At 71.6% G+C, this 13,064-nt stretch carries 10 protein-coding genes; 4 read left to right on the forward strand and 6 right to left on the reverse strand.

What is annotated here, in order from left to right; all coding sequences use genetic code 11:
• Positions 1-248: 248 nt before the first annotated feature.
• Both VMR06_RS00715 and VMR06_RS00720 read right to left on the reverse strand, forming a co-directional pair.
• The gene (locus VMR06_RS00715) at positions 249-2,960 is read right to left on the reverse strand and encodes a BACON domain-containing protein (protein WP_325371961.1); all 2,712 of its coding nucleotides are present in this window, start codon (positions 2,958-2,960) and stop codon (positions 249-251) included.
• A 480-nt stretch (positions 2,961-3,440) separates the two neighbouring features.
• Entirely contained in the window at positions 3,441-4,763 is a 1,323-nt protein-coding gene (locus VMR06_RS00720) for an APC family permease (protein ID WP_325371963.1), read from the reverse strand.
• A gap of 226 nt (positions 4,764-4,989) precedes the next feature.
• On the opposite strand from VMR06_RS00720, the gene VMR06_RS00725 reads away from it, so the two are divergent.
• Positions 4,990-5,265 (forward strand): helix-turn-helix domain-containing protein, encoded by a 276-nt coding sequence (locus tag VMR06_RS00725; protein ID WP_325371965.1) that lies wholly within the window; start codon positions 4,990-4,992, stop codon positions 5,263-5,265.
• 70 nt (positions 5,266-5,335) lie between these two features.
• Positions 5,336-6,910: a bifunctional phosphoribosylaminoimidazolecarboxamide formyltransferase/IMP cyclohydrolase gene (purH, locus tag VMR06_RS00730; protein WP_325371967.1), complete on the forward strand. Its 1,575-nt coding sequence runs from the start codon at positions 5,336-5,338 to the stop codon at positions 6,908-6,910.
• A 509-nt stretch (positions 6,911-7,419) separates the two neighbouring features.
• On the opposite strand, the gene VMR06_RS00735 is transcribed toward purH, so the two are convergent.
• From VMR06_RS00735 to VMR06_RS00750, 4 genes are all read right to left on the reverse strand, one after another.
• On the reverse strand, positions 7,420-7,956 hold the full coding sequence (locus VMR06_RS00735; protein WP_325371969.1) for a hypothetical protein: 537 nt from the start codon (positions 7,954-7,956) through the stop codon (positions 7,420-7,422).
• A 154-nt stretch (positions 7,957-8,110) separates the two neighbouring features.
• Positions 8,111-8,650: a DUF924 family protein gene (locus VMR06_RS00740; protein WP_325371971.1), complete on the reverse strand. Its 540-nt coding sequence runs from the start codon at positions 8,648-8,650 to the stop codon at positions 8,111-8,113.
• Complete coding sequence (locus VMR06_RS00745) at positions 8,650-10,488, reverse strand: monovalent cation:proton antiporter-2 (CPA2) family protein (protein ID WP_325371973.1); 1,839 nt, start codon at positions 10,486-10,488, stop codon at positions 8,650-8,652. Before VMR06_RS00745 ends, VMR06_RS00740 begins: the two co-directional genes overlap by 1 nt.
• A 243-nt stretch (positions 10,489-10,731) precedes the next feature.
• A complete protein-coding gene (locus tag VMR06_RS00750) occupies positions 10,732-11,841 on the reverse strand; it encodes an AI-2E family transporter (protein ID WP_325371975.1) in 1,110 nt (369 codons plus the stop codon).
• Positions 11,842-12,010: 169 nt separating this feature from the next.
• Here VMR06_RS00750 and VMR06_RS00755 point away from each other — a divergent pair, with 169 nt between their 5' ends.
• On the forward strand, positions 12,011-12,301 hold the full coding sequence (locus tag VMR06_RS00755) for a hypothetical protein (protein WP_325371977.1): 291 nt from the start codon (positions 12,011-12,013) through the stop codon (positions 12,299-12,301).
• 21 nt (positions 12,302-12,322) lie between these two features.
• Positions 12,323-13,060: an extensin family protein gene (locus tag VMR06_RS00760; RefSeq protein WP_325371979.1), complete on the forward strand. Its 738-nt coding sequence runs from the start codon at positions 12,323-12,325 to the stop codon at positions 13,058-13,060.
• Positions 13,061-13,064 lie beyond the last annotated feature (4 nt).

Here is a 13,064-nt window from a genome sequence, read left to right on the forward strand (position 1 = left end):
GCACGCGCGCATGCGGTTCGAGCGTCGCTCGCATCGGCGGCGATCGCCATGCGCTTCCGCAGCCGCGGCGGCTGCGCGGTGCGTCAGGCGCTCGAATGGCGTTCGGACAGTGATCGTCGGTCGAGGCGGTCCTCACGGAGAAGACCGATCGATCCTAGCCGGCCAAAAAACAGGCGCCCGTTGCGGGCGCCTGCCGGGGATCGCCGCCGCATGCCGCCGGGGTCGCGGCATGCGGCGGACGGGACCACTCAGTCGCGGGCGGCGCCGCACTGGCCGCTGTCGCCGGTCTCGAATCCGCTGCAGAACAGCGCATCGACGACGGAGCCCGGCTCGACGGTCAGACTGACCGGCACCGGCACCAGCGGATTGGCCGGATCGTTGCTCGACACGCAGACGCTGGCCGCGTACGAACCGGCCGTCAGGCCGCTCGCGTTCGCGGTGACGGTGAGCTCGGCGGTCGCGCCCGGCACCACGGTGCCGGAGGCCGGCGTCTGGCTCAGCCACGACACCTGGCCCGGCATCTGGCAGCCCGGCGGCGGCACGTCGCCGAGATTGACGATCATCGTCAGGTGGAAATCCGGCGCGCCGAGGTTGGCCGCGTCGATCGGCTCGTCGAACTCGCAGGCCACCGACGACATGAAGGTCGGATGCGTCTCGGGCGTGGCGTTGGCGCCCGGGAAGAACAGACCGAGCCAGTCGCCGATGCCCGGCGTGTGGTACTCGACGACCAGGTCGAGACCGCGCGTGTCGTCGATCGTGCCGGTCACCGGAATCGTCATCGTGACCAGGCCGCTGTCGATCGTGCCGCTGGCGCTGCCGATCAGCGTCAGCGCGGCGGTCGGGATCGTGTCGACGGCCACGTCGTGCGCGATCGTGTAGAGATTGATCGTGATCGGCATGCCGGCCGGGCCGATGCCGCCGGAGGACACGGTGACGCTGCTGATGCCGGCGCGCGGACCGACCTGCGGATGCTCGCCGAAGTAGAAGCGGCGCCACCAGCTGTTGTCGGCGGTGTTCTTGCCGACCACGCCGCAGGACAGACCGGTGTCGCCGGGCGTGTTGTCGTCCATCTGCGAGATCGCGAAGTCGCCGAGCGCAGCCGGTACGGCCGAGCCGGTCGGCGCGATGCGCGTACCGCGGTTCAGCGTCGGCCGCTCGCCGCCGGCAGCGGCCTGCGCGGCCGCGAGACGCGCCGCGGCGAAGCTCGGCGGCAGGCGCTCGGCGATGTGCTCGACCACGCTGTAGGTGAGGTCGGCCTCGCCGCCGTTGTCGATCGCCAGCGTTAGGCTGGCCGCGGCGCCGCTGGCGACCGTGAAGTCCAGGCGGCCCGGGCTGATGCCGATCACCGGTGCCGGCGCGTCCGGCGGCATCACCGTCAGCGCGACCGGCACCGCGATCGCCGGCTGCGCCGGATCGGTGCTCGACACGCACAGCGCCGCGGTATGCACGCCCTGGGTCAGCGCGCCCGCATCCATCGTCACGGCGACCGCATCGGCATGACCCGGCGCGAGGCTGCCGGCGCTGCTGGCCAGCGTCAGCCAGGCGGTCTCGCCGGGGCGATCGCAGTCGCTCTCGCCGATCGTGTAGTCGAGCGTGGCACTGCCGGTATTGGTGACGGCCAGCGCGACCGTGCGCGCCTCGCCCTCCTTCACGGCCGCGGTCAGCGGGCTCGGCGTGACCGCCACGGCCGGCTGCGTCGTGCCGATCAGGTTCGTGTAGAAGTAGCCCGCGCCCTGCAGGAACTGGCCGCCCGGACTGGCGACGCCGGAGGCGAGCAGCACGGTGCGCGCGTCGATCGCGGCGGTGGTGCCGATCGAGTCGTTCGCGGCGGCGTCGCTGGCGATCAGCTTCTGCGCGTATTCCCAGCCCGTGCCCGTTTCGGTGAACACATAGCCGGCGCCGGCCCAGGACTGGCCGTTGACCGTGGCCGCGGTGGCGCCGGCGACGATCGCGCTGTCGGTCATGCCGACCGAATAGCCGAAGTTCGCGAACTTCTCCGCTTCGGGCGAGACGATCGTATGGGTGCGGCGCCAGCTGCCGTCGATCTGCGTGTAGACGTAGATCACGCCCTCGGTGCCGAGCGTCGGCGCGCCGGCGACCAGGCGATGGCCGCGCGCGGACAGCGACAGGCCGAGGTTCGAGTAGAACTCGCCGACCAGCTTCTGCTTCTGCGTCCAGACGCCGTCGACCGGCTTGAAGAAGTACAGCGAACCGGGGAAGTCCTGGAAGGCCAGCAGCGCGCTGACCACGATCGTGTTCTCGGCGAACGCGACGCGCCAGCCGAACGCATCGCCGTCGCGCGTGTCGACGCCGCGGATCTTCTGCGTCTGCGTCCAGCTGCCGCCCGATTCGGTGTACAGGTAGACCGCACCGCGCGGATTGCCGTTGACCTTGGCCTGCGAGGCGCCGACCAGGGCCGAACCGCCCGACAGTGCCAGCGCATTGCCGAAGCCGTCGCCGGCCTGGCCGTCGGCCGCGGTCAGCTTGGCGACCTGGCTCCAGCTGCCGCCGCTGCGGCGGAACACGTAGACCGCGCCCTGCCCGTCGTTGCCGCCGACGCTGGCCGCGTCCGAGCCGATCAGCGCGGTGTCGCCTTCGAGCGCGATCGACGCGCCGAAGCGCGCATTGTCGCCGGGCGCGCCATCGCCGGCCTGCAGCTTCTGCACCTGCTGCCAGGTGCCGCCGGAGCGCGCGAACACGTAGACCGCGCTGCGCCCGGTGGTCGTGTCGTTGGTGCCGACCATCGCGGTGTCGCCGGCCAGCGCCACCGATTCGCCGAAGCGCTGCAGCTCGGTGCCGTCGCTGGCGACGATCTTCTGATCCTCGATCTGGGTGACCGCGAACGGCACCGATGCGCCGGAGGGCGTCGCCGCGGCCAGCGCGCCGCCGGCCGCCAGCGCCAGGCTCGACCAGGCCAGGAAGACCATGCCGCCGGCCGCATGCCGGAAGCTTCGTTGCATCGATGTCATGTCAATCGCCTTCTTTCAGTATGTCGTGGTATCTGCCGTGCCGATCGGTGCCGTGCCGCCTCGGGCCGATGCGCCGCATCGATCCGCTCGCCTGCGCGGCGTCCCGGCCTCCGCTGCGGTCGTTTCCGTTCGATCGTCCGTCGGCCGTGTCGCGCGTCGGCGCGACCTCCTGCGGCCGGGCCCAGGCGCCGGCCGCGGCCGCCCGGCGCACCGCTCCGGCGATGGTCCCAGCCGGACCGAATCGCCCGCCGACGGCCCGCCTCCTGCGTGTGATCGCACAATGGCAGGCTGGCGCGGCGCCGGATTCGCCGGCCGTTTGCAGCGTCTTTACGATGCCTTTTCGAGGCGTTTCGTGCCGGTCCGGCCCGGATCGCGCGCCCGTCAGAGCCGCCGCGGAGCGACCCGGGGCGGCGTCTCGCACATGGCTCGTCGGTCCGTTCGCGGCGCTTCCGGAACAGGCGCGAGGCGCGCTCAGACCGCGCCGGAGCGGCTGCGCACCAGCCCGTACAGCGCGACCAGGGCGGCCAGCGCCAGACCGATCGCCAGCCATTCGTCGCGCGTCAGCGTCGAGACGATCGCGCCCATCGCCAGCACGGCCAGCAGCGGAATCGCCGGCCCGCCCGGCAGCACGAACGGCGCGCCGCGGCCGCGCAGGTCGATGCGCTGCGCGCGCCAGGCCGCCAGGCATACGCCGACGTAGAGCAGGCAGTTGGCGCCGCCGGAGATCAGCGCCAGCGCTTCGAAGCTGCCGCCGATCGCCAGCGCGCAGGCCAGACCGCCGTGCACGAGGATCGCCAGCAGCGGCACGTGATGCGCGGCGCTGACGCGGCCGAACGCGCGCGGCAGGTAGCCGTCGCGGCCGAGCGCGAATACCAGTCGCGAGGATCCGAGCAGATTGCCCATCAGAAAGCCGGTCATCGACACGCAGGCGGTCGCCAGCAGCAGGCCGTAGCCGGGCGGCCACAGCGCACCGGCCGCCGCCGCGATCGGCGCGGCGCTGCCGGGCAGCGCCGGTCCGAGCACGCCCTGGCAGACCACCTGGATGCCGACGTAGAGCAGCACGACCAGCACGATCGCCGCCAGCGTCGCGCGCGGCACGTGGCGCGCCGGATCGCGCACCTCGCCGGACGGGATCAGCGCGGTCTCCATGCCCGAGTACGCGAACATCACCAGCACCATCGCGGTGCCGAGCGCGCTCCAAGACGGCACCTGGGTCCAGCTGATCCGGTCCCAGTCGACGAACAGCAGGCCGACGCCGGCCAGCGCGATCAGCGGCGCGAGCTTGAGCGTCGCCAGCGCGAGGATCGCGCGCGCGCCCAGACGCACGCCGAACGCGTTGAGGGCGATCAGCGCCGCCTGCAGCGCGATCAGCGCCGCCGCGCGCGCGGCCGGTTCGGCCAGTGCCGGCACGAAGTGCGCGAGCTGGCTCATCAGCGCCGCGGCGACGCCGGCGGCCGAGGCCAGATTGCAGATCCAGCCGAGCGCGCCGGCGAGAAAGCCCGCGAACGGACCGAACGCAGCGCCGACGTAGGTGTACGGGCCGCCGGTCGCCACCGCGCGGCTGCCGACCGCCGCGAAGCACAGCGCGATCGGCACGATCGCCAGCGCGCCGGCCAGGAACGCCAGCGGTGCCGCGCCGCCCATCCGCGAGCCGAGCAGCGCCGGCAGCATGAAGATGCCGGCGCCGACGATGATGTTGACGATCGCCGCGGTCAGCGCGACCGGCCCGATCGCGCGGACCAGCGCGTTCTCGCCTCGCAGCGGACCGCCGGCTTCGGGTGCGGATGCGGACATCGGCGGCGCGCTCGTGACGGAGCCGCTAGCCTCGCACGCATGCGCCCGCTTGGCGAGGTCCGTCCGTTCGCATGACAGGACACGCCTGCTTGCGGGACTTACCAAGCCGCCGGCCAGGCGCTAGAATCCCCGCCCCGTACGCGGCACGATTTTCGCGATTCCTCGCCTGGATCGCGCCCCGGCGGTACCTAGGACGTCTCGCTCTCCTTCTCCAGGGTCTGCCGCTTTGAATGCCGTCTCCCTCCTGCGTGTCGACACGACGCCGGGTTCCCTGCAGCCTGCATTGCGCGAATGCGTCGCGCGTGCGGTGCGCCGCTATCTTTCCGACGTCGACGCCCAGCCCAGCGAAGGGCTGCACGAGCTCGTGCTGCGCGAAGTGGAGATTCCACTGCTGCACGAGGTCATGAACTGCTACGGCGGCAATCAGAGCAAGGCCGCGGCCGCGCTCGGCATCAACCGCGCGACCTTGCGCAAGAAGCTGCAGCAGTACGGCCTGGCCTGAGCGGCCGGGATTCGCGCCGGCGCGGCGTCGCTATAATGCGCGCCCCTTTTTCCGCTGCCGGGATGTTGCCGTGTCCGATTCTTCCGCCGTGACGGTCCGCCGCGCGCTGCTCAGCGTCTCCGACAAGACCGGCCTGGTCGATCTGGCCCGCGGCCTCGCCGCGCGCGGCGTCGAGCTGCTCTCCACCGGCGGCACCGCGCGCGCGCTGCGCGAGGCCGGGCTGGCCGTGCGCGACGTCGGCGAGCTGACCGGCTTTCCCGAGATCATGGACGGCCGCGTCAAGACGCTGCATCCGAAGGTGCACGGCGGCCTGCTCGGCCGGCGCGGCACCGACGATGCGGTGATGGCCGAGCACGGCATCGCGCCCATCGACCTGCTGGTGCTGAACCTCTATCCGTTCGAGCGCGTCGCCGCCGACCCGTCGAGCACGTTCGACGACATCGTCGAGAACATCGACATCGGCGGGCCGGCGATGCTGCGCGCGGCCGCGAAGAACTTCGCGCACGTCGCGGTCGCGACCGATCCGGCGCAGTATGCCGCGCTGCTCGCCGAGCTCGATGCCGGCGCCGGTGCGCTGTCGGCGCCGACGCGCTTCGCTCTGGCGGTCGCCGCATTCAACCGCGTCGCGCGCTACGACGCGGCGATCGCCGATCATCTGTCCTCGATCGGCGAAGACGGCAGCCGCAGCGCGTTCCCGGCGCAGCGCCACGACATCTCGGTCAAGCTGATGGATCTGCGCTACGGCGAGAACCCGCACCAGCAGGCCGCGTTCTACCGCGACGCCGAGCCGCTGCCCGGCACGCTGGCGACGCTGCGCACGCTGCAGGGCAAGGAGCTCAGCTACAACAACCTCGCCGATGCCGATGCGGCCTGGGAATGCGTGCGCCAGTTCGAGGCGCCGGCCTGCGTCGTCGTCAAGCACGCCAATCCCTGCGGCGTCGCGCAGGCCGCGACGATCGGCGCGGCCTACGAACTGGCGTATGCCACCGACCCGACCTCGGCCTTCGGCGGCATCATCGCGTTCAACCGCCCGCTCGACGCGGCCACCGCCAAGACGATCCTGGACCGTCAGTTCGTCGAGGTGCTGATCGCGCCGGCGGTCGACGCCGCTGCGCGCGCGGTCTGCGCGAAGAAGCCCAACGTGCGCGTGATCGAAATTCCGGCCGGCGAAGGCCGCAACGCGTTCGAGCTCAAGCGCGTGGGCTCCGGCCTGCTCGTGCAGAGCGCCGACCAGCGCGAGGTGCGCCGCGACGAGCTGCGCGTCGTGACCCGCCAGGCGCCGACCGCGGCACAGACCGACGACCTGCTGTTCGCCTGGCGCGTCGCCAAGTTCGTCAAGTCCAATGCGATCGTCTACGCGCGCGATCTGCGCACGGTCGGCATCGGCGCCGGCCAGATGAGCCGCGTCGTCAGTGCGAAGATCGCCGCACTCAAGGCCGAGGAGGCCGGCATCGCCGTGCCCGGCAGCGTGATGGCCAGCGATGCGTTCTTCCCGTTCCGCGACGGCATCGACGCGGCCGCCGCGGCCGGCATCGCCGCGGTGATCCAGCCCGGCGGTTCGATGCGCGACGAGGAAGTGATCGCCGCGGCCGACGAAGCCGGCATCGCGATGGTGTTCACCGGCGTGCGCCACTTCCGCCACTGACGGCGCGCGCCGCTGGTCAAGCGGCGCAAGCGAAAAGCCGGTTTCTCACCCGTCTGCGCGAACCGACCCGCGGCCGGTCTCGTCCGCGCCGAATGCGTTCGCTTTCGCTCCTGCCGTGGCGTTCGGCCTTTGCCGTTGATGCGCCTGAAGCGAGCCGAGCATCGCAGGGCACCGGCGCGGCGCAGCCGCGGCGGCTCGCGTCAGCGCAGGCGGTTTTGGTGACTTTTCCGACGAAAAAGTCACCCGTTCGCGCAGCGAGTGCAAGCGCTTGCTCTTAATCTTTTCGCTTGAGCTTTCTTGACGATCGAAGGCCCTAAAAGCGCAAGGTTCGGTATCGACGTCGAATCCCAAGCGCGTCGGGTCACGCGAAAACAAACACCGGCACGCAGCTGGCCGAAACCCGGTCATCCCGCAGCCGGGACAAGAACCCGAAACAAGGGGCCGACCAGCGGCCCCTCTCGATCGTACGGCGCAGCGCGAACCGCCCTCGCTTGGGACGATGCGCCAGATCAGCCGCCCTTGACGTCCTTGGCCGCCGACTCGGCATCATCGAGCGTGCGCTTGGCGCGCGCCTTGGCGGCCTCGTGCGCGGCATCCGCCTGATCCTTGCACGCGCCCTGCTGGCCCGATGCCAGCGTGTCGCAGCGCTCCTTGGCCACCTTCAGCGCCGCATCGGCTTCGGCGATCGCCAGATCGTAGTCGGCCTTGGCCTGGGTCTCGAGCGTATCGGCCTGCACCTCGGCGACGTCCTTGCCGGCATCGCGCGCGACGTCGGTGGCGTCGCCCTGTGCCGCGTTGATCTTCTCGTTGGCATCGGTCTCGGCCCGCGCGACCTCGGCGCGTGCCTCGGCGGTCGCGGCGTCGAGCTTGCGCTGCGCCTCGGCGGCCTTCTCGTTGGCCTGCTGCTGCGCCTTGGCGACGTCTTCGGCCGCCTGCTGGCGCGCCTGCTCGACCTTGCGGTCCGCCTCCGCGGCGGAATCCTGCCGGCTGCAGGCGGACAGACCCAGAACGGCCGCGATCGCGGCGACCAGCAACGTGTTCTTCATGACGGTTCTCCTGATGGGACGGCCCCCGCCGGATGCCCCTCTCGGGTCCTTCCGGGCCGCGGCGTGCATTGGAGTGCCGCGTTCATGAACGCGCTGTGATCGGCACGGCGCCGTGCACCGCCTGCGTTCAGCGAGACCGGGCCGGCACGTCGCCTCAGCCGGCGAAACCTCCGCCGGCGAGAAACGCCGCTTCCTCGGCGCTGGTCTCGCGCCCGAGCATCGCGTTGCGGTGCGGAAACCGGCCGAAGCGGCGCACGATCGCACGGTGGTTCTCGGCGTGCGCGAGCGGCTCCTCGCCGAGGTCACGCATCAGCTGCACCGACCGGTCCTGGTCGGCGAGGTCCTCGGAATGCGCGAACGGCAGATAGCAGAACAGGCGCAGCTCCGCCTCGATCGCCTGGTCGAGCCCCTGCGCCAGCGCATCGCGCGCGATGCGCCGCGCCAGCGGATCGGTCGCGACCGTGTGCGCGCTGCCGCGGAATGCATTGCGCGGGAACTGGTCAAGCAGCAGCAACAGCGCGAGCACGCCTTCCGGCCGTGCCCGCCAGTCATCGAGCTCGCCGCGCGCGGCGGCGAAATGCGCGTCGAGGAAGCGTTCGCGGAAGCGCGCATCGAACGCCGCGTCCTTGTCGAACCAGCGCTGCGGTCCGGCTTCGCGCCAGAACGCGACGACGTCGGCGGCTGCGTGGCCCATCAGGCTTCCTCGGCCGGCTCGCGCGTGACCGCGGCGGTCTCGGCGGTCAGCGCGCGCGCTTCGCGGCGCGGCCTCGTGAACGGCGTCGGCACCGGCCTGGGCGCGTTGCCGAACATCATCGAACGGCCGGCGCGCACGTCGCCGGCCGCAACCTCCAGCTGGAACCGCTCGGCGTCGCGGAAGCGCACCTCGGCGGCGGTCTCGGCGGCTTCCTCGGCCTCGACGCCGAGCGCGCGCAGCGCGGCCTCGCCGAAGCGCAGCGCCGACTCGAAGGTCTCGCGGATCTGGTAGTCGACGCCGAGCGCGACCAGCTTGGCCGCGTGCTCGCGATCGTAGGCGCGGACCAGCACCTGCGCCTGCGGGAATTGCTCGCGGACCAGCTCGCAGATCAGCGACGCGGCCTCCTTGTCGTCGACGCAGACCGCGATCGCGCACGCAGACTGCGCGCCCGACGCGCGCAACACGTCCAGCCGCCTGCCGTCGCCGTAATAGACGACGAAACCGAAATCGGCGGCGCTGCGGATCATCTCCACGTCGGTATCGATGATGGTCACTTCGCTGCCGTGCGCGAGCAGGCACTGGCTCATGACCTGTCCGAACCGGCCGAAGCCGATCACCAGTACCGTGCCGGACAGATTCTCGGCGACGTCGATGCCGTCCATCGATTCGGCCTGCCTGGGGATCAGCGGCCGGATCAGGATCACGAACAGCGGCGTCAGCGCCATCGACAGCACGACGATCGCGGTCAGGTTGGCGTTGACGGTCGCGTCGATGACCTGCGCCGCCGAGGCCGCCGCGAACAGCACGAACGCGAACTCGCCGCCCTGCGCCATCAGCACCGCGCGGTCCATGGCCTCGGCGTGGCTGCTGCGCGTCAGGCGCGCGACGACGTAGATGCAGGCCGCCTTGACCGCCATCATCGCCAGCACGCCCGAAACGATCAGCGGCCAGTTGCGCGCGACCACGGCCAGATCGAGCGACATGCCCACGGCCAGGAAGAACAGCCCGAGCAGGATGCCGCGGAACGGCTCGATGTCGGCCTCGAGCTGGTGGCGGAACGTCGACTCGGACAGCAGCACGCCGGCCAGGAACGCGCCCATCGCCATCGACAGGCCGCCGACCTGCATCAGCAGCGCCGCGCCGAGCACGACCAGCAGCGCCGCCGCGGTCATGACCTCGCGCGCCTTGGCCGCGGCGAGAATCCGGAACAGCGGGTTGAGCAGCCAGATGCCGGCCGCGATCAGGCCGGCCAGCGCGGCGATGCCGATGCCGACGCTGAGCCAGCGCGACTCGGCGCCGTGATCGGTCATCGCCGGCGAGATGAAGGCGACCAGCGCCAGCAGCGGCACGATCAGCAGATCCTCGAACAGCAGGATCGAGACGATCTTCTGCCCGCGCGGCAGCGCGATGTCGCCGCGCTCGCCGAGCAACTGCATGACGATCGCGGTCGAGGTCAGCACGAAGCCGGCCGCGCCGATGAAGGCCACCGGCAGCGCGAATCCGAACGCGAGTCCGACGCCGGTCAGCGCGGCCGTGCACACGGCGATCTGCAGGCTGCCGAGGCCGAAGATCTCGCGCCGCAGGTTCCACAGATGCGAGGGCCGCATCTCCAGCCCGATCACGAACAGGAACATCACCACGCCCAGTTCGGCAACATGCAGGATCGCCTGCGGATCGGAGAACCAGCCGAGGCCGAACGGACCGATCGCCAGGCCGGCCGCGAGATAGCCGAGCACCGAGCCCAGGCCCAGACGCCGGAAGATCGGCACCATGACCACGGCCGCGCCGAGCAGCGCCACCACGTTGACCAGTTCGCTGCCGCCTGCCTCTGCCGCCATGTCGCTCTACGTCCGCCGATCGCCGGCGCTCATCGTAGCAGGCGGTCGGGCGGCGCTGATCCCGCGATCGGGGGATCGCGGCCGGACACCGGGCGCGCCGGCGGCGCGCGCCCGGACCAGTCCGCCGGGCCGTCCGGCGGCCCCGGACGTTCACCCGGCATGGCCCCGAGCCGCGGCGACCGCCTCTGCGGACACGCGGCGTGCGCCCGCGCGCATATGCGGCCAGCTCGATCGTGCCGGCGCCTACTTCTCGAGCAGGATCGCGAAGTCCTGCAGGCTCTCGACGCGGCTGCAGACGATCTTGAAGCAGACCAGCATCGGCACCGCCAGCAGCAGGCCGAGGATGCCCCACAGCCAGCCCCAGATCATCAGCCAGACGATGATCGCCAGCGGATTGAGGTTGACCGTGCGGCCGAGCACCAGCGGCGTGAAGACCTGGCTTTCCAGCGTATGCAGGGCCAGATACCCGGCGGCCGGCAGCAGCGCGGCGCCGAGCGTCGGAAACTGCGCCAGGCCGATCAGCGCCAGCAGCGCGGCCATGACCAGCGGGCCGACGTACGGCGTCAGGTTCAGCAGCGCGGCCAGCGCGCCCCACAGCAGCGGCGTGTCGACGCCGATCAGCCAGAGCAGGGCCGCGGTCGCGATGCCCAGACCCAGGCTGGTGCAGCACACGGTCAGGAAATAGCGCGAGACGTCGTTCTGGATCGAGCGCACGATGTCGACGGTCAGCCGCTTGGCCGACCAGGTCGGCCGCAGCATCAGGATGCGCCGCAGCAGCGTGTCGCCATACAGCAGGAAGAAGTACGTCAGCAGCACCACCGCCAGCACCCCGGCCAGCGCCCGCGGCGTCGCCGCCAGCAGGTTGGCGCGCGGCGGCGCCTGCAGCACGACGCGCGAGCGGCGCGCCTCCTCGTCGCCGCCGATCTCGCCGAGCGAGGCGGTCACCTTGCTCGCCTCCTGGAACGGCCGCGTCAGCGCCTTCAGGCGCGGCGTCGCCTCGCGCAGCACGGTCGGTGCGCGGCCGACCCATTCGGCCGCGGCCGGATACAGCGCATTGGCGATGCCGCCGATCAGGCCGAGGAACAGCGTGATCATCACCAGCGCGGCCAGCCAGCGCGGCAGCCAGCGCTGCGCGAGGCGGCGCATCAGCGGGTTCAGCAGCAGCGCGAAGAACGCCGCCAGCAGGATGGGCAGGATCAGCTCGGCCGCGAAGTAGCAGGTGTACAGCACGCCGCCGGCGACGAGGATGCCGAGCAGGCGATGGATGCGCGCGTTGAGCGTCACCTGCGCGCGGCGCAGCTCGCCCAGCGTGGGCGGCGCGGCATCGGGCACGCGCTCGCTGATCGGATCCATGGCCTCTCCCCGGTATAAGACGCGCCATTGTGCGCTGTCGCCGACGCGCCGCGACGGCGGCGCATGCGTGCGATTCATCCGCGGTTGCCGCCGCACGGCCGGCGGCGGTTCGGCCGCGATTCGGGCGCACCGGTATCTACTGGCCGCCCATCCGACGAGGAAGCCCGCCATGCCGACCGTGTACCTGCGCCTGACCGGCAGCGACGACGATGCCCGCACCCTGATCAACCTGATCGCGTCGCTGGACGGCATCGAGCACGTCGAGGAGACCGACGATCTGATGCCGCACATGGACGACGCCGATTCGAGCTCGGCCGGCCTGACCGACGACATCGGCCCGGGCTTCCACGCGATCGAAGTGCTGGCGCCCAACGACAACACGGCACGGCGCGTGCGCGAGACCGCCGAAGCACTCGCGCAAGAGCTCGGCGCCGCGCTCGAGATCGTCGACGAGCCCTGAGCGCCGGACCGGCCTGCGCGCGTGAATGCCGTGCCCGATCCGCCGCCGAGGCCGGCCGCGCGGGCGCGGCGCGTCTCGCTGCTGCTGTTCGCGCTGGTGCTGGCCGCGCTGACCTGGGCGCTGCAGCGCGGTCACCTGGTGGTCGAGGACCGCTGGAAGCCATGGACACCGCTGCGCGTGGACGATCCGCCGAACCTGTTGACGCCGCTCAAGCTGCGCCGGCTAACGCACGACGCGGCGCTGTGCCGCTCGGTGCTCGCGACGACCGGCTTCCGCTACGACGCCGTGCCCGATCGCGTCACCGGGCCGGGCTGCGGATTCGAGAACGCGGTGCGGATCCGCGCGACCGGCGCCGCGATCGGCTCGCCTTTTTCGCTGAGCTGCCGCGCCGCGGTCTCGCTGGCGCTGTGGGAACGCCACAGCCTGCAGCCCGAGGCACAAGCGCGGCTCGGCCAGCCGGTGGTCCGCATCGAGCATTTCGGCAGCTACACCTGCCGTAACGTCTACGGCCGGCCCGACGCGAGGCGCAGCCGTCACGCCACCGCCGACGCGTTCGACGTCGCCGGGTTCGTGCTGGCCGACGGCCGCCGCATCCGCGTGCGCGGCGGCTGGAACGGCGACTCGGCCGAGGCGCAGTTCCTGCACGCGGTCCACCGCGGCGCCTGCCGCTGGTTCGATACCGTGCTCGGCCCCGACTACAACGCGGCCCATGCCGACCACCTGCATCTGGACCGCGGCCGCTTCGGGCTGTGCCGCTGAGCGG

The sequence above is a fragment of the Dokdonella sp. genome (genome assembly GCF_035511235.1).
Taxonomy (GTDB): Bacteria; Pseudomonadota; Gammaproteobacteria; order Xanthomonadales; family Rhodanobacteraceae; genus Dokdonella.